Raw genomic sequence first — 19,054 nt, forward strand, 5'->3', positions numbered from 1 at the left:
GGCCGGTCCCCGGCGGCGGAAGGGCGGACCGGCCAGGGAGCGGCGGGGCTGTCAGTGCGTGGCGTAGCTGATCAGCTGTCTGTCCCACATCGTGCAGCAGCCCAACCGTTGACGTCTATGAACAGTTACTGCTCCCATTCGTTTAGGCTCCCTATATGGAATGGACGAGCGCGCAGCTGCGCTCCCTGGTGGAGCTGACCCGGCGCGGAACCGTCACAGCGGTGGCGAAGGCCCTGGGATACACCCCCGGCGGGGTGTCGCAGCAGATCGCCGCGCTGGAGAAGTCCACCGGCATGGAGCTGCTGCGACGGGTGGGACGCCGGGTCGAACTGACCGACGCCGGGATGACCCTCGCCTCGCACGCCGAGCGGATTCTGGCCACCGAGGCCGAGGCCGTCGAGGCGCTGGAGCGCACCCGCACCGAGGTCTCGGGGACGCTGCGAGTCGGGCTCTTCACCACGGCCGCCGCCGAGATCCTGCCGCCGGCGCTGCGACGCGCCAGGGAGGTGCACCCCGGCCTGACCGTACGCAGCCGGGACATGGACGTGGACGACGTGTACGACGCGGTGGCCGGCGGCACGGTCGACCTGGCTCTGGGGCTGGACTATCCGGACGTGCCCATCCCGCGGGACCCGTCCCTGTGCGTGCTGCCGCTGGCCCGGGAGCGGTTCTCCCTCGCGGTGCCGGCCGGCGCGATGCCCGGCCGCAGGACCGCCTCCCTGGCACAGGTACGGGAAGAGGGCTGGATCCTGCCGTCCGTCGACAGTTACTACGGGCGCGCCGTGCTCACCGTCTGCCGCAGGGCCGGCTTCGAGCCACGGGTGCTGCACGAGGTGACCGACACGGCCGCCACCCTGGCACTGGTGGAGACCGGCGTGGGAGTCAGCCTGGTGACGGACCTGATGCTGCGCCTGCGCGCCTCGCGGCTCGATGTGGTCGCGCTGCGCGAGACCGTGGAGCGGCACATCGTGGTGGTCTTCCGCTCGTTCGCGGAGCATCGGCCCACGGTGGCCGCGCTGGTGGACGTGCTCCGTTCCACGGCCTCCGGCCGCACGGTCGCCCCGCCTCAGCCGCCGCCGTCCCGGTCCGTCGCGGACCCGTCGGCCGAGGCGGACAGCAGGAGCTGAGCGCCCAGCGGGGTGAGCGTGTGGTGGGCCGTCCGGCCGGTGCGGCGGGTGGCGACGAGCCCGGCGCGGCGCAGCACCGTGGCGTGCTCGCTGGCCGACGCGGGGGAGAGCCCGGTACGGCGGGCCAGTCGGCTGGTGGTCACGCCCTCCGCGACCACTTCCAGCACCGCGGCGCGGCTGTGCCCGACGACGGCCGCGAGGCTCTGGCGCGGGCCGGCCGGAGTGCCGGGGCCGGGCTGGGCGACCGCTTGGTAGAAGAAGGTGGGCTGCGGGTCGTCCGGGTCGCAGGGTACATAGGCCGTGAAGGCCGCGGGGGCCAGCAGCAGCCCCCTGCCGCGCAGGTGGTAATCGGGCCCCCGCGCACCGGGGAGTTCGAGCACGGGCGGGCGCCAGCGCATCGCCGGATGCACGTTGGCCAGCAGCTGCTCGACGCCGCCCTCCTGCCATTGCCGCGCGCGCTCGGCCTGGTCGGCGCGGATCGCGGCATGCAGTTCACGCCAGTACGGCTCGACGGCCACCTGGTGGTGGGCGCGTACGGACTGGGCAAGTCGCCGCAGTGCCGCGGGGTCTCCGTCGGCGAGTGCGTGCGCCCAGTGCGGGAGCGGCCGGTGGGCTGCGACGTACTCCAGGTCCGCGCGCAACTCGGCGCGGGGAGTGGACTGCAGCCGCTCCAGCTCCTCGTCGAGCGTGGGCAGCGCGGTGGACGGGCGCAGCAGCCGGGGGACCGGGTGCGAGGGTGCGGTGCCCGCCAGCCCGCCGAGCGGCGGCGGCAGCGGGCCCGGCGCCGAGCGCCTGGCCGCCTGGACGGCGCGTCGCCACAGGTCGAAGGCGGGTGTGTCGCGCCGGTCCCGGCGCAGCCGTGCCGCGCTGAACGTCGTCACGGCCAGCGGGCTGGGTGCCGCTGCCAGGCGCACACGCGCCAGGTCCTCGACGGTGAAGTGGATGCGCATCTCGCCCTGCCCGTTTGACGCCCGCACTGGTTGCCGCACCCATCTTTCCCCCTCCGCTGGAGGGCGCAACGGCCCCGGAAGCCGATTGTTGCTTCGGCGAGAACCGAATCGTCTACCGGTACGGGAGCGGGGTCGCAAGGATGGCTGTCGGGGAGGAGGAGCGGGCCGGGACGGGTGGGCGGATGGAGCGGAGGAGGCAGGCATGCGGGACGAGCGCACAGCGGACGAGGGGACGCCGGGCCCGGTTGCGGGCGGACGAGGCCGGCGCGGGTACGGCGCACGACGGGGGTGTGTGCCGGTCCGCCGCGCCCGGGGCAGGGCGACGGCGGTGGCCGGGTGCGCGGTGATGGCGCTGCTGTGCGCGTCGGTCGCCGCCCGGGCCGCGTCCGAGAGCCCGGCCGGCGACTCCGGTCGGGCGACGGGCGGCTGGCACGGTCCCGTCGTCACCCGGCCCGGGCAGCCCGAGATCGACTACCCGCGCGGCGAGGTGTGCCCGTTCCCCACGCACGCCACATTCCCGGTGGTGGACATGGTGCAGAAGACCTGGACGAACGACGCGGGCGATCCCGTCTACGCCGTCATCAGCGGTCCGTTGGTGATGAAGGTGACCAACGAGGACACCGGGAAGACCGTGCGCCGTGATCTGTCCGGTACCGGGACCCTGACGTACCCGGAGCCGGGCAGCGACACCCACGTCCTCAGCGGGGGCGACTGGGGCGTGGGGCTGCACACCACGGATCGGCCCGTGCACAACAAGTGGCTGATCTCCCGTGGGTTCATGGCCGTCCGGATCACGGAAGGGCCGCACGGTACCAGTCGGCAACTGCTGGCGCTGGAGGGCCGGTACGAGGACCTCTGCAAGACGCTGGCCAAGTAGCACTTCCAGGAGTGCGGGGTGGGCAGGCGCAGCCCACCCCGCCGGTTTCCCCACCCCGTTCCGTCGTCGGCAGCGGCCGGCCACGGAGCACCGACCGGGGTGGGGTGACACAGGCGTGCCGCGCTCGGCGTTCAGCCGTGCTGTGCGGCGGTCTCCTCCTCGGCGCGCAGTACGCGGTCCGGTCGCAGGGGCAGGTCCCGGTGGCGCACTCCGGTCGCGTGCCGGACCGCGTTGGAGATCGCCGCTGCGGCACCCACGATGCCGATCTCCCCGACGCCCTTGACCCCCACCGGGTCGTCGGGGACCGGGTCGTCGATGAAGTCCGCCTCGATCGCGGGCACATCGGCGTGTGCGGCCACATGGTAGTTCGCGAAGTCCGCACCGAGCTGGCCGCCCGACGCCGGGTCACGGACCGCTTCCTCGTGGAGCGCCATGGACAGGCCCCAGATCATGCCGCCGACGAGCTGACTGCGTGCGGTGAGCGGGTTGACGATACGGCCGGCGGCGAAGATGCCCAGCATCCGGCGCACCCGGATCTCGCCGGTGGTCACATCGACGGCGACCTCCGCGAACTGGGCCCCGAAGGAGTGGCGTTCCTTCTTGGCGAGCTCGGCGAGGAGCTCGGCGGTGTCCGTGTGCGCCGTGATGCCCTCCGGCGGGATGTCCCCGTCGGCCAGGGCAAGCCGGCCGCGCAGCTCACGCGCCGCCGAGATGACGGCCAGCGACCAGGAGCGGGTGCCCATCGAGCCGCCGGCGACCCAGGCGGGGCCGAAGTCGCTGTCGCCGATCCGCACGGTGACGCGGTCCGGCTCCACATCGAGGGCCTCGGCGGCGATCAGGGTCAGCGCGGTGCGGGCGCCGGTGCCCACGTCAGCGGCGGTGATCCGCACGGTGAAGGTGCCGTCGGCCTCGGCGGTCACGGACGCCGTGGACGGTGCGACCCCGGAGGGGTAGGTGGCGGCTGCCGTGCCGGTGCCGAGCAGCCACCGGCCCTCGCGGCGGCTGCGCGGCCGTGGATCGCGCGCGGCCCAGCCGAACCTGCGGGCGCCTTCCCGGAAGCAGCCGAGCAGGTCGCGGCTGCTGAAGGGCAGCCCGGACAGCGGGCCGACGGTCGGCTCGTTGCGGGCGCGCAGTTCGATCGGGTCCATGCCGAGCCGGTCCGCCAGCTCGTCGAGGGCCGACTCCAGCGCGAACGAACCCGGCGCCTCGCCGGGGGCCCGCATCCAGGTCGGGGTCGGCATGTCGAGGTCGACCAGCCGGTGTGCCGTGTGGTGTGCGCGTGCGTCGTAGAGGACGCGGCCGAGCACGGCGCTCGTCTCGAGGAAGGGCCGCAGCGTCGAGGTGAGGCTCAGGGACTCGTGCTCCAGCGCGCGCAGCCGCCCGTCCGGATCGGCGCCGAGCCGCACGCGCTGCGCGGTGGGGCTGCGGTAGCCGGTGATCGCGAACGTCTGACGCCGGGTCAGTGCCAGGCGTACGGGACGCTGCAGCTCCGTCGCCGCCATCACAGCGGCCACCTGGTGCGGCCGTACGCCCTTGGAACCGAAGGCGCCGCCGATGTGCTCCGAGCGCACCCGTACCGAGGACGGGTCCAGCGAGAACAGCTGGGCGAGTTCGCCCGCCACCCACATGGCGCCCTGGTTGGTGTCGATCACCTCCAGGCGTCCGCCGTCCCACCGCGCCGTGACCGCGTGCGGCTCCATGGCGCTGTGGTGCTCCTCAGGCGTGGTGTAGGAGGCGTCCACCACCACGGCGGAGGCGGCGAGTTCGGACTCCAGGTCGCCCTTGCCGGCAACGGCGTTGGCGTCGTCGGGTATGTAGGTGCCGGGCCGGCCGGCGTGGAAGGCGACGTCGTGCGGCTCCTCGTCGTACTCGACAACCAGCGCTTCGGCGGCCTCACGCGCCTGTTCGGGTGTCTCGGCCACGACCAGAGCAACCGGCCAGCCCTGGTGCGGCACCCGGTCGTGCTGGAAGAGGGCGAGGGTGGGGTCGGGCGGGCCGAGCATCGAGGTGTAGTCGGTCATCAGGCGCGGCGCGTTCCCGGAGTGGAAGACCGCCAGGACGCCGGGCATGCCGCGCACCGCCTCGTCGCCGACCGCACGGACGCGGCCCCGGGCGATGGTCGACAGCACCAGCCAGCCGTGCGCGAGGTGGTCGAAGGGCTGCTCGCTCGCGTACCGGGCGGCACCGGTCACCTTGTCCCGGCCCTCGACGCGGGTGTGGGCGACCCCGACGGTACGGGGTCCAGCCGTGGTGGTCATCGGTCGGTCTCCTCGGCCAGTTCGGTGAGCAGGGCGACGACGAGGTTGCGCATCAGGGGCAGTTTGTAGGCGTTCTGTTCGAGCACCCTGGCCGCGGCGAGTTCGGCGTCGGCGGCCTCCGCGAAGGCGGCGCCCTCGGGTGGCCGTCCGGTCAGCACCCGCTCGGCTTCCCGGGCCCGCCACGGGCGGGACGCCACGGCGCCGAAGGCCAGCCGGACCTCGCGGACCACGCCGTCGGCCACGTCGAGTGCGGCGGCCACCGACCCGATCGCGAAGGCGTAGGAGGCCCGCTCGCGTACCTTGCGGTAGCGCGAGTGCGCGGCGACCTGGGCAGGCGGCAGCGTAACGGCCGTGATCAGCGCACCGGGCGGCAGCGCGGTCTCCAGGTGCGGGGTGTCACCCACCGGCAGATAGAAGTCGGCCAGCGCCACCTCGCCGCCGCCCTCGGCGGTCTCGTAGGAGACGACGGCGTCGAACGCGGCCAGCGCGACACCCATGTCCGACGGGTGGACGGCCACGCAGTGCTCGGAGGCGCCGAGGATCGCGTGGTTGTGGTGCTCGCCGGTGACGGCCGGGCAGCCGCTGCCCGGGGAGCGCTTGTTGCAGGGCAGCGAGGTGTCGGTGAAGTAGGCGCAGCGGGTGCGCTGGAGGAGGTTGCCGCCGACGGTGGCCATGTTCCGCAGCTGCCCGGAGGCTCCGGCCAGCACGGCCTGCGCCAGCGCCGGGTAGCGCCGCCGTACCTCGGGGTGGGCGGCCAGTTCGCTGTTGGTGACCGTGGCGCCGATCCGCAGTCCGCCGTCCTGGGTGGTCTCGATGCGGCCGAGCGGCAGTTCCCGTACGTCCACGAGGCGGCCAGGGCGTTCCACCCCCGCCTTCATCAGGTCGACGAGATTGGTCCCGCCGCCCAGGAAGCGCGCCTGAGGGTCACCGTCGAGCAGGGCGACGGCGCCGCTGACGTCGGTGGCGCGCTGATAGTCGAACTCCCTCACGCGGCAGACTCCTTCGTGGTGCTCTCCGTGGTGGCTTCCGCTCCGTGCCCGGGGTGCTCCGCCCGGTGCTCGGCGGCCCGGGCGACCGCCTGGACGATGGACACATACGCGCCGCAGCGGCACAGGTTGCCGCTCATCCGCTCCCGGATCTCCTCCGGGGTCAGCGGCGGCGGTCCTGCCTCGGGCCGTACGTCCGGCGTGGCGGCGCTCGGCCAGCCCGCCGCGTGCTCGTCGAGCACGGCGAGCGCGGAGCAGATCTGGCCCGGAGTGCAGTAGCCGCACTGGAACCCGTCCAGGTCGAGGAACGCCTGCTGGAGAGGGTGCAGCGCGTCGCCGTCCGCGACGCCCTCGATGGTGGTGACCGCGCGGCCCTCGGCGGCGACGGCGAGTTCCAGACAGGAGACGATGCGGCGGCCGTCGACCAGGACCGTGCAGGCCCCGCACTGGCCCTGGTCACAGCCTTTCTTCGTACCGGTCAGATCGAGACGCTCGCGCAGTGCGTCCAGGAGGGTGGTGCGGTGGTCGACGGTCAGTGTGTGCTTCTCCCCGTTGACGGTCAGAGTGATCGCGCTGGCGGTGGCTGGGGTGGCTGGGGCCATGGGCAGCTTCTTTCGCGAGTGCGGTGCGGGGCGAATCGGCGCTGTGGAAAAAGACGGGGCGAGCGGCGGCAGCCGATGCAGGGCGTCCGCCGCTATGGTGAGTACAGGAACCGGACAACAGTCCACTCAGCCCGTCATGAACGTAACGGACAGTTGTCCGGTTCGCAAGAGCTTCACAGGACGCCACTGCGCACCGCATTCCGCGCCGGGGCGGAGAGAGGAGGACGAGTGCGGCACCCGAACCGCGACGTACCGCTGCGCTCGGACGCGCAGCGCAACCGCGAGCGCATCCTTGAAGTGGCGCTCGCGGAGCTGACCCGCGCGGCGGACGCACCCCTGAGCGCCATCGCCAAGAAGGCCGGCGTGGGCCAGGGCACCTTCTACCGCAACTTCCCCAGCCGCGAGGCCCTGGTCCTGGAGGTCTACCAGTACGAGGTGCAGCAAGTGGCCGAGGCGGCGGAGCAGTTGCTGTGCACCCGTCCGCCGGACCGGGCGCTGCGCGAGTGGATGGACAGGCTCGCCCGGTACGCGCTGGCCAAGGCGGGCCTCGCCGACGCGCTGCGCGCGGCCACCAGCGCGTGCGGCACGCTGGTCGGGCTGGGGCGCGGGCCCCTGACCCAGGCCGTCACCAGCCTGCTGGACGCGAACGAACGGGCCGGAACCATCCGCCCCGGGGTGACGGCGGAGGACTTCTTCCTCGCCATCGCCGGGCTGTGGCAGATCAGCTCGCACGACGACTGGCAGACGCGCGCCGACCGCCTCCTCGACCTGGTGATGGACGGCCTGCGCGCGGGAGCCCCTGGCCCTCCCGATGCGGGCGACTGAGCGCGGGTACGCCGGTGCCCGAGGGGCCCGAGCGCCCCGAATGGCGTAATCCCGCGACGGCGGCCACGATGGACAAGGGGCCGAAGTGAAGGGCTGAACTGCGTCGACAGGAGGACGCCCATGACCACCGCAGCCGACATCATGCACCCCGGCGCCCGGTGGGTGCCCGCAACCGAGACCCTCGACCGTGCAGCGCAGCTCATGCGCGAGCTCGAAGTGGGTGCTCTGCCCGTGAGCGACCCCAACGACCCCAACGAGCGCATGTGCGGCATCATCACCGACCGCGACATCGTCATCAACTGCGTCGCCGAGGGCCGCGACCCCTCCCGCGTCACCGCGGGAGACCTGTGCGAGGGCACCCCGCGCTGGATCAGCGCCAATGCGGATGTGAGCGAGGTCCTGCGCGAGATGGAGACCCACCAGATACGGCGCCTGCCGGTCATCGACGAGAACAAGCGGCTGGTCGGTGTCATCAGCGAGACCGATCTCGCCCACCACCTCAGCGACGACCAGCTCGCCGAGTTCGTCGAGCAGGTCTACGCCTGACCCCGCCCCCGTGGCGGGACGGCCCGTCCGTGTCGGAACGCGGACGGGCCGGACTGCCGCTCTGCGGGGCCGCTTCAACAGGGGTGCCTCAGCAGGGGTGTCTCAGCGGACGAGCTCCTTGGTGATGCGCTCCAGCATCAGCGCCGAGGACTCGCGGGCCCGCTCCTCCCAGGCGAAGACGCAGGAGGTGGCCACACCGTCGAACTCCAGCTCCCGCAGGGTGCCGAAGAAGGTGTCCCAGTCCACCTCGCCCTGGCCGATGTCGAGGTGCTGGTGGATACGCGCCGGCGTGCCCGGAGGGTTGAGGATGTAGCGCAGCCCGGACGAGCCCTTGTGGTTGAACGTGTCGGCGATGTGCACATGCCGCAGCTTGTCACCCGCGTAGCGCAGCATCGCCGCGATGTCCGCTCCCGTCTGCCCGGGTCCCGAGAGGTGGAAGGTGTGCGGGGCGCAGTAGAGGTAGCCGACCCAGGGCTTGTTGACGGCGCGGACCAGGTCGACAGCCGGAGCGTTCTCCTCGCAGAAGTCGTCCGGGTGCGCCTCCAGGTTCAGCGCGATGCCCTCGCGTTCGAAGACGGGCAGCAACTCCTCCATCGAGCGCCAGAACGCCGCCTCACTCTCTGCGGCCCGCTCCGGTCGGCCGTTGAACTCCGAGTTCATCAGCGGGCATTCGAGCTCCGCCGTGATCTCGATCATCCGCTTCCAGTACCGTACGGCGGTCTGCCGCTCGGTCTCGTCCGGCGAGGACCACTTGTACAGCGGCAGCACCGAGGAGAGCCTGACGCCGTGCCGCCGCAGCGAGTCCTTCAGCTCGGTGACGCGCTGGTCGTCCGCGCGCGGGTGCAGGAAGAACGGCATGAAGTCGTCGCGCGGCGACAACTCGATGTACGCGTAGCCGAGTTCGGCCACCGTACGCACCATCTCGTCCAGCGGCAGCGAGCGGAGCATATAGGGGTCGAGGGCGATCTTCACGCGAGGCCTCCGTAGAGGGCGGGCCGGGGCTTCATGTCGACGGTGACGGGCTGCTGGTCCGATTCGAGGGAGCGGACCGTGGCGTCGGTGATGACGGTGGCGGCGTAGCCGTCCCAGGCGGACGGACCGGTCGGCTCAACGCCCGCCTCGACGGAGGCGATCCACTCGCGGAACTCGGTGTCGAAGGCGTCGCCGAACCGGCCCTTCCAGTCCTGCGGCACCGCTGTACCGTGCTGCCCCGCGGTGCGGACGCCGACGGCCGCCGGGTCGGGCAGCCGGGCCAGCCCGCTCTCGCCGACGGTCTCGCACTGGATGTCGTAGCCGTACTGGCAGTTGACGAAGACCTCCAGATCGATGCGTACGCCCTGCGAGGTCTCGAAGAGCATGATCTGCGGGTCCTTGAGGTGCTCGAACCGCTTGCTCGTGGGGCGCGGGGTGATCACCTGGGCCGAGACGATCTCGTCGTCCAGCAGCCAGCGCAGTACGTCGATCTCGTGCACGGCCGTGTCCTGGGCCGCCATGGCGGAGTGGTAGGAGTCCGGCACGGTGGGGTTGCGGTGGGCGCAGTGCACCATCAGCGGGGTACCGATGGAGCCGCCGTCCAGCACCTTCTTCAGCTGCCGGTATCCGGCGTCGTACCGGCGCATGAAGCCGACCTGGACCAGTCGGCGGCCGTGCGCGCGCTCCGCCTCCACGATGCGCAGACAGTGCTCGGCGGTGGTGGCCAGCGGCTTCTCGCAGAAGACGGGCTTTTTGGCCGCGACGGCGTTCAGCACGTGCTCGGCGTGGGTGGGGCCCCAGGAGGTGACGAGCACGGCGTCGACGTCGTCCGCGGCCACGAGAGCCGGGCCGTCGGGCAGCGTACGGGCGCCGACCCGGGCCGCCGTCTCACCGGCGCGGCCACTGTCGATGTCGGTGACCGCGGTGACCTGGGCCCCCGCGACGACGTCGGTGAGTCGGCGGATGTGGTCCTGGCCGATCATTCCGGCACCGATGACCCCTACACGCACAGTCATGGGGATTCCTTTCTACGGTCCCCGGGGCGCCGCCGGCCGGTGTCGGCCGGCGGCGCTCCCGGAAACGGGACGGAGGGGATCAGGAGAAGCGGGCGCGCAGGTCGTCTTCGAGCTGTTCGAGGGTGCGCCCCTTGGTCTCGGGGACGTACAGCTTCACGAAGGCGAAGGAGAACAGGCCCGCCACGACGAACAGGAAGAAGGTGTTGGAGACCCCGATCCCGGAGACCAGGGACGGGAAGACCAGCCCGATCACGAAGTTGGTCAGCCACAGCACCACGGCCGCGACACCCATCCCGAAGCCGCGCATCCGCGTCGGGAAGATCTCCGAGAGCATCAGCCAGGTCACCGGGGATATCGCGCCCTGCTGGAAGGCGAGGAAGGTGATGGTCATCGCCAGCACCGCGAAGGCGCGTCCCGTACCGGAGTCCATGGTCAGCGAGAAGACGCCGATCAGCAGCAGCGCGGCGATGGTCCCCAGCTGCCCGGTCATCAGCATCGGGCGGCGGTTGACGCGGCCCAGCAGCCAGATCCCGACGAAGGTGGCCAGCACCGAGATCACACCGTTGGCGATGTTCGCGACCAGCGCGTTGTTCGACTCGAAACCGGCCTCGGTGAGGATCTGGGTGCCGTAGTACATGATCGTGTTCACGCCCGTGATCTGCTGCACGATCGCGATACCGAAGCCGACGAACATCAGCTTGCGCACCCACGGGGTGGCCTTCATGTCCTTCCAGCCGCCGAGCTTCTCCTGCTCGTCCTTGACGGCCAGCGCGGTGACCTCGCTCAGCTCGGCCTCGGCCCGCGCCTGCGACCTGACCTGCTGGAGCACCTTGAGCGCGTCGGGGAAGCGGCCCTTGGCGGCCAGCCAGCGGGGGCTCTCCGGCATGACCAGCATGCCGAACCAGAGCACCACGGCCGGCAGGGTCGCCAGCACCAGCATCCACCGCCATACGCCGCCGGACTCGCCGCCGACCTGGGCGAGGGCCGCGTTGCAGGAGAAGGCCAGCAGCTGACCGGTGACGATCATCAGCTCGTTCCGGGTGACCAGCGCGCCACGGCGTTCGGCCGGAGAGACCTCGGCCAGATAGACGGGCACCGTCACCGAGGCGCCGCCGACCGCGAGGCCGAGCACGAACCGGGCCACGATCATGACCTCGGTGCTGGGGGCCAGCGAGCAGCCCAGCGCACCGATGAAGAACACCGCTGCCAGCAGCAGAATGTTCTTCCGCCGCCCCCGCGCGTCCGACAGCCGCCCGCCGGTGACCGCGCCGAGCGCCGCACCGAGCAGCAGCGAGCTGGTGACCATGCCCTCGGTGACCGGGGTCAGCCCCAGATCGTCGGTCATGTACGGCAGCGCGCCGTTGATGACGCCGGTGTCGTAGCCGAACAGCAGGCCGCCGAAGGTGGCGATCCAGGTGATCAGCCGCAGCCGGCGCCGGACGGCGGGCGGCGCCTCGTCGAGGGCGGTGGAGGGCACCGAAGGAGCCGGAGCCGGGTCCGGGGCTGCCTCGTTGCTCGTCGCTTCATCTCTGACATCCATGGCCGCCTCCTACCGGTTGTTGTTCGGGCGCCGGGTTCCGGTCAGGCCGCAGCCGGCCAGGTGCTCCCGGGTGCGTACCGCGATGGGGAGCGGCACCTCAGGAGCGCACGGGTACAGGTCCTGCTCGACGATCACGAAGAGCTCGGCGTCGAGCCGGGAGAGCGCGTCCACCACGTCGGCGGGGTCGGGCACCCCCTCGGGGGGTGACACGCACACGCCTCGCTTGACGGCCTCCCCGAAGGAGAGGTTCTCGGCGGCCACCTGCGCCAGCACCGCCGGATCCATCTGCTTGATGTGCACATATCCCACGCGCTCACCGAACCGGCGCACGAGGTCGAGATTGTCACCGCCGCCGTACGCGACGTGCCCGGTGTCCAGGCACAGATTGGTGTAGCGGCTGTCGGACTCGTTGAGCAGCCGCTCGATCTCGGGCTGCGTCTGGATGTGGCTGTCCGCGTGCGGGTGGAGGACCAGCCGGATGTCGTACTCGTCGAGCAACAGCTTACCGAGCCGGTCGGCGTTCCGGCCGAAGCCGGCCCACTGCTCGGCCGTCAGCTCGGGGGACTCGGTGAAGTCGCCGGTCTTCTCGTCCCGGTACATGGGCGGAATCAGCACGAGATGGTGGGCGCCTGCCGCGGAAGTGAGCTCCGCCACTTTCCGGACGTGGGCCAGCATCTCGTCCCACACCTCGGGACGGTGCAGGGCGCCGAAGGCGGTGCCGCCGGAGACCTGCAGTCCGCGCACGGCGAGCTCCTCGGCGAGGACCGCGGGTTCGGTGGGCAGGTATCCGTACGGGCCGAGCTCCAGCCAGGTGTACCCGGCCTGCGCCAGCTCGTCGAGGAAGCGGGTGTAGGGGACCTGGTGCTCGTCCTCGGGGAACCAAACGCCCCAGGAGTCGGGCGCTGAGCCGAGGCAGAGATTGCCCGCGACGGTACGGAGCGGGGATGGCGCCGTTGCCATGTGGATCAGTCCTTACGGGAGGGGAGGAAGGAAGGGGACGGGGGTGGGACAGGGAGGGGGAGGAAGGCTCCAGATGCTCAGCTGGAGGTGGGGAAGGAGAACCCGGCGGCCGCCTGCTGTACCGCGGGCCGCGGCCACCGGGTGGTGACGACCTTGGGGCGGGTGTAGAAGCGCACGCCTTCGGGGCCGTGGATGGGGGAGTCGCCGATGAGGGAGTCCTTCCAGCCGCCGAAGGAGTAGTACGACATCGGCACCGGCACGGGGACGTTGACGCCGATCATGCCGACCTCGATCTTGCGCTGGAAGCGGCGGGCGGCTTCTCCGGAGGCGGTGAACAGCGCGGTGCCGTTGCCGTAGGGGTTGGCGTTGATCAGCTCGATCGCCTCGTCGAGGGTGTCGACCCGGACGACGGCCAGTACGGGGCCGAACAGCTCCTGCTGGTAGGCGTCCATCTCGGCGGTGACGTGGTCGAGGAGGGAGGGGCCGGTGAAGAAGCCGTTCTCGTGGCCGTCGACCTTCAGACCGCGGCCGTCCACCACGACGGTCGCGCCCTGGGCGGCCGCCGTGCCGACGGCGTTCTCGACGCGTTCCTGTGCGGCCTTGGTGACCAGGGGGCCCATGTCGGTACCGGGTGCGTCGCCGGGTCCGACGGTGATCTCGCGGGCCTTGCGTTCCAGGACCTCGACCAGAGCGTCGGCCGCCTCGCCCACCGCCACGGCCACGGAGACGGCCATGCAGCGCTCACCGGCCGATCCGTAGGCGCCGGCCGTGATGTGGTTGGCGGCGAATTCCAGGTCGGCGTCGGGCAGTACGACGGCGTGGTTCTTGGCGCCGCCGAGGGCCTGGACGCGCTTGCCGTGCGCGGTGGCCTGCTCGTGGACGTACTTGGCGATGGGGGTGGAGCCGACGAAGGAGACGGCTTCGATGCCGGGGTGCGTGAGGATGGCGTCGACTGCGTCCTTGCCGCCGTGTACGACGTTGAAGACGCCGTCGGGCAGTCCTGCCTTCCGGTAGAGCCCGGCGATGAAGTTGGCGGCCGACGGGTCGCGTTCGCTGGGTTTGAGGACGAAGGTGTTGCCGGTGGCGATGGCTATGGGGTGCATCCACAGCGGCACCATCGCGGGGAAGTTGAACGGGGTGATCCCGGCGACGACGCCGAGGGGCCGGCGGAAGTTGTGCACGTCCACGCCGCGGGAGACCTGGTCGGAGTAGCTGCCCTTGAGGACGTCCCCGAGGCCGCAGGCGAACTCGACCACTTCCCGGCCGCGCATGATCTCGCCGCGCGCGTCCTCGACGGTCTTGCCGTGCTCGGCCGAGATGATCCGGCCCAGCTCCTCCTCGTTGTCCAGGAGGAGCTGCCGGAAGGCGAACATGACCTGGACGCGCCGGCTGAGCGACGACTCGGACCAGGACTCGAAGGCGAGGGACGCCGCTTCGACGGCGGTGTCCACGTCGGCGGCGCTGCCCAGGACCACATGGGACTGCTGCTCTCCGGTGGCCGGGTTGAACACCGGTTGGGTCTGTGTGCTGGAGCCCTCGGTGGGGCTGCCGTTGATCCAGTGCGGGATGGTCTTCACGGTGCGGTTTTCCTTACAGGTGTGCGAGCGGGGCTCAGAGGTAGTGGCGCTGGGTGGCCTTGTGCGCGGCGTAGGTCTCGTACGCGCTGCGGGTGGATTCCAGGGCCGAGGTCTGGCTGACCGGCACGTCCCACCAGCCGTGGCCGGGCGGGTTGGGCCCGTACAGGTCCGTTTCGACGTGCACGACGGTGGTGCGGCCGGCGGCCTTGGCCTTCTCCATGGCGGTGCGGAACTCCTCGACGCCGGCGGCGTGGAGGACGTGGGCGCCGAGGGAGGCGGCGTTGGCGGCCAGGTCGACGGGGAGCACCTCGCCGTCGAGCAGTCCGGAGTCGGCGCTGCGGTAGCGGTACTTGGTGCCGAACCGCTGCGAGCCCAGGTCCTGGGAGAGGGAGCCGATGGAGGCGAAGCCGTGGTTCTGGACCAGGACGATGACGACCTTCAGCCCTTCGGAGACCATGGTGACGATCTCCTGAGCCATCATCAGGTACGAACCGTCCCCGACCAGGACGACGACCTCGCGCGTGGGGTCGGCCATCTTGGCGCCGACGCCCGCTGCGACCTCGTAGCCCATGCAGGAGTAGGCGTATTCGACGTGGTACGCCTTGGGGTCGCGGGCCCGCCACAGCTGTTGCAGGTCGCCGGGCATGGATCCGGCCGCGTTGATGACCACGTCGCGGTCGCCGAGGGCCTCGTTGAGCGCGCCGAGGATCTGGGTCTGGGCCGGCAGGTCGCCGGTGTTGCGGTCGGGGGCGAAGCACTCGTCCTCGATCTGCCGGGTGCGGGCGATCAGTTCGCGGGTGCGGGCCCTGTACTCCGGATCGACCTGCCAGCCGGTCAGCGCGCCCGCCAGGGCCTCGATACCGAGCCTGGCGTCGGCCACCACCGGCTCGGCCGAGTGCTTGACGGCGTCCAGGCGGGCCACGTTGAGATTCACGAAGGTGACGTCCGGGTTGCCGAAGACGGTGTGGGAGGCGGTGGTGAAGTCGCTGTAGCGCGTCCCGATGCCCAGCACCACATCCGCCTCGCGCGCCAGCTCGTTGGCCGCGTACGCGCCGGTGGAGCCGATGCCGCCCACCGCGCAGGGGTGGTCCCAGGCCACCGCACCCTTGCCCGCGTGGGTATCCGCGACGGGGATGCCGGTCGCCTCCGCGAACGCCCGCAGCTGGGTGTGGGCGCCGGAGTAGACGACGCCGCCGCCCGCCACGATCAGCGGCTGCTTCGCCTCGCGCAGCAGCCGCGCGGCCCGCTCGACCGCCGCGGGTTCCGGCGCCGGGCGGCCCACATGCCACACCCGGCGCCGGAAGAAGGACTCCGGCCAGTCGAAGGCCTCGGCCTGCACATCCTGCGGCAGGGCCAGCGTCACGGCCCCCGTCTCGACCGGATCGGTCAGCACCCGCATCGCCGCCAGCGCGGCCGGGATCAACTGCTCGGGCCGCGTGACGCGGTCGAAGAACTTGGACACCGGACGGAAGGCGTCGTTGACCGTCACGTCCCCGCCCCTGGTGTCCTCCAGCTGCTGGAGCACCGGGTCGGGCGTGCGGGTGGCGAACATGTCGCTGGGCAGCAGCAGCACCGGCAGCCGGTTGGTCGTCGCCAGCGCGGCACCCGTGAGCATGTTGGTCGAGCCGGGCCCGGTCGAGGCCGTACAGGCGTAGGCCGCAAGCCGGTCGCGCATCTTCGCGAACGCGGTGGCCGCGTGCACCATGCCCTGCTCGTTCCGTGCCAGGTAGTAGGGCAGGTCGGCCTCCTCGGCGACCGCCGCCTGCAGCAGCGCCTGCCCGACGCCGGCCACGTTGCCGTGCCCGAAGATCCCCCACACACCGGGGATCAGCCGCTGCTCGTGCCCGTCGCGCTCGCTGTACTGAGCGGCCAGGAAGCGGACGAGAGCCTGGGCCGTGGTCAGTCGTACGGTGTTCATCGCTTCCGGTCCCCTCCGAAGGGCAGCCGCGCATCGACGTGCTGGGTCCCCCACGTCGAGCGCACCCAGCCGTGCGCCGGGTCGTCGCAGATCAGCCAGGCGCGGTCCTGTCCGGGACCCGCCATCACGTTCAGGTAGTAGAGGTCGTAGCCCGGCACGGCGGCCGACGGGCCGTGCCAGCCGTGCGGGATCAGCACGGCATCGTCCGAGCGGACCTCGGCCAGTACGTCGAGGGGACGCCCGGGGGTGCCGTACACCCGCTGATAGGCGAAACCGCCCTCGCCCGCGACTTGGAAGTAGTAGATCTCCTCCAGCTCCGACTCCACCGGAGCGCCGCTCTCGTCCCGGCGCGGCTCGTCGTGCTTGTGCGGCGGGTACGAGGACCAGTTGCCGCCCGGGGTGAGCACCTCGCACACCAGCAGCTGCTCGGCCTCGAACGTCCCGGGCAGGCAGTAGTTGTTGACCTGCCGCGAACAGTTCCCGGCGCCGCGCAGCTCGACCGGCACCTCCTCCTTGCGCCCGTACCGGGCGGGCAGGCCGCCCCGCTCGGTACGGGCACACGGCAGCGCGAACCTGCCGCCGGACGCGCTGTTGAGGACGGCCTCCGAGTCCCGGGGGAGGTACACGAAGTCGGTGACCGAGTCGAAGACGCCCCTCCGGCCCTCCAGCTCGAAGGTCCGGCCGTCGACGGTGACCGTGCAGCCGCCCGTCAGCGGGAGGACGAGGAACTCCGAGTCCCCGGTGGTCAGCGTGTGGGCCTGGCCAGGACCCAGGGTCAGGGTCCTGAGCCCTGAGTATCCCCAGCCCGCCGACTCGGGCGTGATCACCAGGTCGTACGGGCCCTCGGCCGCGGTGCCCGCGGGCAGGTGGTACTTGCTCGTGTCGCTCACAGCAGGCTCACCGCCCGGTCCACGGCGCCGGCGACATCGCCGTCCGCGGGGTAGAGCAGGGAACGCCCCACGACCAGGCCCTGCGCGGTGGGCAGCTTCAGCGCACGTCCCCACGAGGCGAAGGCGGCCTCCGGGTCCTCGACCTCGCCGCCCAGCAGCAGCGCGGGCAGCGTGGAGGAGGACAGGACGCGTTCCATCGCTTCGGGGTCGGGAACGACCGGCAGCTTCAGCCAGGTATAGGCGCTGCGGCGGCCCAGGCCCGAAGCGGTGGTGACGGACTTGATGACGGCCTCGGGGGAGAGGTCGTTGTGAATGCGCCCGGCCTGCCAGAACGACCAGAACGGCTCCACCATGGCGATCAGCCGGCGGTCGTTCAGCTCGTCGACCGCGCGTGCGGTGTTCGCCAGCGCGGCGGGGGTCGCCGGGTCGTCGAGGGCGATACGGGTGAGCATCTTGCCGCCGTCGAAGCCCATCGCGGCGATCGTCTCCGCGTCGTAGCCGGTGAACCGGTCGTCGATCTCGAAGACCGAACCGGCCAGCCCGGCCCGGTTCATCGACCCGAAGACGCTCTTGCCGTCCAGCACACCCAGCAGCAGCAGGTCCTCCAGGATGTCGGCCGTGGCCAGCACCCCGGTCACGCCCGGCCGCTCCAGCGCCAAGCACATCCGCTCCAGCAGCTCGAAGCGGTCGGCCATGGCGAACGGGTCCGAACCGACCGTGTTGGCACCCCGCGCGGGATGGTCGGCGGCGATGATCATCACCTTGCCGTGCTCGCCGAACAGGGAGGTCGCCCTGACCCGTCGGGCGGCTGCCGCGGCGATGGCGCCGGGGTCGTTGACCCGGGCCGCCACGATGCGGCTCACGTCGTCAGACAGCACTGTTCACCTCGTGGCTCGTTCCGCCGCTCACCGCGCGCAGCTTCTCCTCGACCTCGGCCTCGGTGGGCATGGCGTCCGAGCAGGCCAGCCGGCCCGCGACGAGGGCACCGGCCGCGTTGGCGAACGCCACGGTGCGCGCGGTGTCCCAGCCGGACAGCAGTCCGTGGCACAGCGCCCCGCCGAACGCGTCACCGGCACCCAGGCCGTTGACCACGTCCACCGGCACCGGCGGGATCTCCACAGCCGTGCCGTCCCGGTCCATGGCCAGCACGCCCTTCGGACCCTGCTTGACGACGGCCAGCTCCACCCCGGCGGCCAGCAGCGCCTTGGCGGCGGCGTACGGTTCGCGCTCGCCGGTGGCCACCGCGCACTCGTCCGAGTTGCCGACGGCGACGGTGGTGTTGCGCAGCGCCTCGGCGTAGTGCTCACGAGCGGCCGCCGCGTCCCCGCCGGGCCAGAACATCGGACGCCAGTCCAGATCGAAGACCGTCACGCCCGACTTCGCCCGCTCCTCCAGCGCCGCCAGGGTGGCCGAACGGCTGGGCTCCTCGGCCAGCCCGGTCCCCGTCACCCAGAAGATCCCCGCGCTCCGAACGGCGTCCAAGTCCAGCTCATCCGGACGGATGTCCAGGTCAGGCGCCTTCGGCAGCCGGTAGAAGTAGAGCGGGAAGTCGTCCGGCGGAAAGATCTCGCAGAAGGTCACCGGCGTGGGAGCGATGTCCGAGGTGCCGACGAATCGGTCGCTGACGCCGTAACCGGCAAGGGCCGACCTGACGAAGCCGCCGAACGGGTCCTGACCGGTCTTCGTGACCACGGCGGCGCTGCGCCCGTGGCGCGCGGCAGCCACCGCCACATTGGTCGGGCTGCCACCCAGGTACTTGCCGAACGAGGTGACCTCCGGCAGCCCGACGCCCGTCTGGAGCGGATACACATCCACTCCCACACGGCCCATGGTCAGCACTTCGAACGACATCACGCTGGATTCCCTTCGCACCGGAAGACCCCGGGATCACCGGGTGGCGGCTGGACTGGCGCGCTCTACTAGCGCGCTCTAGTTCGAGTACGATGACCCCTGTGCAAATGTCATGTCAATAGGTTGTTGGCAGGGGATTCCCCGAGCGTTCAGCCAGCC

General features: G+C 71.5%; 17 protein-coding genes. 4 read left to right on the forward strand and 13 right to left on the reverse strand.

The features are described 5' to 3' along the window. The first annotated feature begins 155 nt into the window (after nt 1-155). Entirely contained in the window at nt 156-1,127 is a 972-nt protein-coding gene (locus HC362_RS31220; RefSeq protein ID WP_243087651.1) for a LysR family transcriptional regulator, read from the forward strand. Here HC362_RS31220 and HC362_RS31225 read toward each other — a convergent pair. Then, complete coding sequence (locus tag HC362_RS31225) at nt 1,067-2,077, reverse strand: winged helix-turn-helix domain-containing protein (protein ID WP_243087653.1); 1,011 nt, start codon at nt 2,075-2,077, stop codon at nt 1,067-1,069. The two genes, HC362_RS31220 and HC362_RS31225, sit on opposite strands and share 61 nt — an antisense overlap. A gap of 202 nt (nt 2,078-2,279) precedes the next feature. On the opposite strand from HC362_RS31225, the gene HC362_RS31230 reads away from it, so the two are divergent. After that, nucleotides 2,280-2,954: a hypothetical protein gene (locus HC362_RS31230; protein WP_243087654.1), complete on the forward strand. Its 675-nt coding sequence runs from the start codon at nt 2,280-2,282 to the stop codon at nt 2,952-2,954. Nucleotides 2,955-3,085: 131 nt separating this feature from the next. On the opposite strand, the gene HC362_RS31235 is transcribed toward HC362_RS31230, so the two are convergent. The 3 genes from HC362_RS31235 to HC362_RS31245 are packed head-to-tail and all read right to left on the reverse strand — an operon-like array spanning nt 3,086 to nt 6,800. After that, nucleotides 3,086-5,212 (reverse strand): xanthine dehydrogenase family protein molybdopterin-binding subunit, encoded by a 2,127-nt coding sequence (locus tag HC362_RS31235; protein ID WP_243087656.1) that lies wholly within the window; start codon nt 5,210-5,212, stop codon nt 3,086-3,088. Further along, on the reverse strand, nt 5,209-6,201 hold the full coding sequence (locus HC362_RS31240) for a xanthine dehydrogenase family protein subunit M (RefSeq protein ID WP_243087657.1): 993 nt from the start codon (nt 6,199-6,201) through the stop codon (nt 5,209-5,211). The genes HC362_RS31235 and HC362_RS31240 overlap by 4 nt, the downstream gene beginning before the upstream one ends. Next, nucleotides 6,198-6,800 (reverse strand): 2Fe-2S iron-sulfur cluster-binding protein, encoded by a 603-nt coding sequence (locus tag HC362_RS31245; RefSeq protein ID WP_243087659.1) that lies wholly within the window; start codon nt 6,798-6,800, stop codon nt 6,198-6,200. Before HC362_RS31245 ends, HC362_RS31240 begins: the two co-directional genes overlap by 4 nt. 228 nt (nt 6,801-7,028) lie before the next feature. On the opposite strand from HC362_RS31245, the gene HC362_RS31250 reads away from it, so the two are divergent. Next, a complete protein-coding gene (locus tag HC362_RS31250; protein ID WP_243087660.1) occupies nt 7,029-7,625 on the forward strand; it encodes a TetR/AcrR family transcriptional regulator in 597 nt (198 codons plus the stop codon). A gap of 120 nt (nt 7,626-7,745) precedes the next feature. Next, complete coding sequence (locus HC362_RS31255; protein ID WP_209262943.1) at nt 7,746-8,171, forward strand: CBS domain-containing protein; 426 nt, start codon at nt 7,746-7,748, stop codon at nt 8,169-8,171. Between the two features lie 102 nt (nt 8,172-8,273). Here HC362_RS31255 and HC362_RS31260 read toward each other — a convergent pair whose 3' ends face one another. The 9 genes from HC362_RS31260 to iolC all read right to left on the reverse strand — a co-directional run bounded on the left by HC362_RS31260 (nt 8,274) and on the right by iolC (nt 18,895). Beyond that, a complete protein-coding gene (locus HC362_RS31260) occupies nt 8,274-9,143 on the reverse strand; it encodes a sugar phosphate isomerase/epimerase (protein ID WP_243087662.1) in 870 nt (289 codons plus the stop codon). Further along, on the reverse strand, nt 9,140-10,159 hold the full coding sequence (locus HC362_RS31265) for a Gfo/Idh/MocA family oxidoreductase (RefSeq protein ID WP_243087663.1): 1,020 nt from the start codon (nt 10,157-10,159) through the stop codon (nt 9,140-9,142). Before HC362_RS31265 ends, HC362_RS31260 begins: the two co-directional genes overlap by 4 nt. 79 nt (nt 10,160-10,238) lie before the next feature. Beyond that, complete coding sequence (locus tag HC362_RS31270) at nt 10,239-11,699, reverse strand: sugar porter family MFS transporter (RefSeq protein ID WP_243087664.1); 1,461 nt, start codon at nt 11,697-11,699, stop codon at nt 10,239-10,241. Nucleotides 11,700-11,708: 9 nt separating this feature from the next. Next, nucleotides 11,709-12,659, reverse strand: a complete 951-nt coding sequence (locus HC362_RS31275) for a TIM barrel protein (RefSeq protein ID WP_243087666.1) — start codon at nt 12,657-12,659, stop codon at nt 11,709-11,711. Nucleotides 12,660-12,736: 77 nt separating this feature from the next. Further along, nucleotides 12,737-14,236, reverse strand: coding sequence for a CoA-acylating methylmalonate-semialdehyde dehydrogenase (locus HC362_RS31280; RefSeq protein ID WP_243087668.1), 1,500 nt, complete (start codon nt 14,234-14,236; stop codon nt 12,737-12,739). Nucleotides 14,237-14,270: 34 nt separating this feature from the next. After that, on the reverse strand, nt 14,271-16,154 hold the full coding sequence (iolD, locus tag HC362_RS31285; RefSeq protein WP_243087669.1) for a 3D-(3,5/4)-trihydroxycyclohexane-1,2-dione acylhydrolase (decyclizing): 1,884 nt from the start codon (nt 16,152-16,154) through the stop codon (nt 14,271-14,273). Beyond that, nucleotides 16,151-17,044: a 5-deoxy-glucuronate isomerase gene (gene iolB, locus HC362_RS31290; protein WP_243087671.1), complete on the reverse strand. Its 894-nt coding sequence runs from the start codon at nt 17,042-17,044 to the stop codon at nt 16,151-16,153. Before iolB ends, iolD begins: the two co-directional genes overlap by 4 nt. Next, a complete protein-coding gene (locus HC362_RS31295) occupies nt 17,041-17,922 on the reverse strand; it encodes an aldolase (protein ID WP_243087672.1) in 882 nt (293 codons plus the stop codon). The genes iolB and HC362_RS31295 overlap by 4 nt, the downstream gene beginning before the upstream one ends. After that, nucleotides 17,912-18,895, reverse strand: a complete 984-nt coding sequence (iolC, locus tag HC362_RS31300; protein WP_243088893.1) for a 5-dehydro-2-deoxygluconokinase — start codon at nt 18,893-18,895, stop codon at nt 17,912-17,914. The genes HC362_RS31295 and iolC overlap by 11 nt, the downstream gene beginning before the upstream one ends. Between the last annotated feature and the right edge of the window lie 159 nt (nt 18,896-19,054).

The sequence above is a fragment of the Streptomyces sp. 891-h genome (genome assembly GCF_022760275.1).
GTDB lineage: Bacteria > Actinomycetota > Actinomycetes > Streptomycetales > Streptomycetaceae > Streptomyces > Streptomyces spirodelae.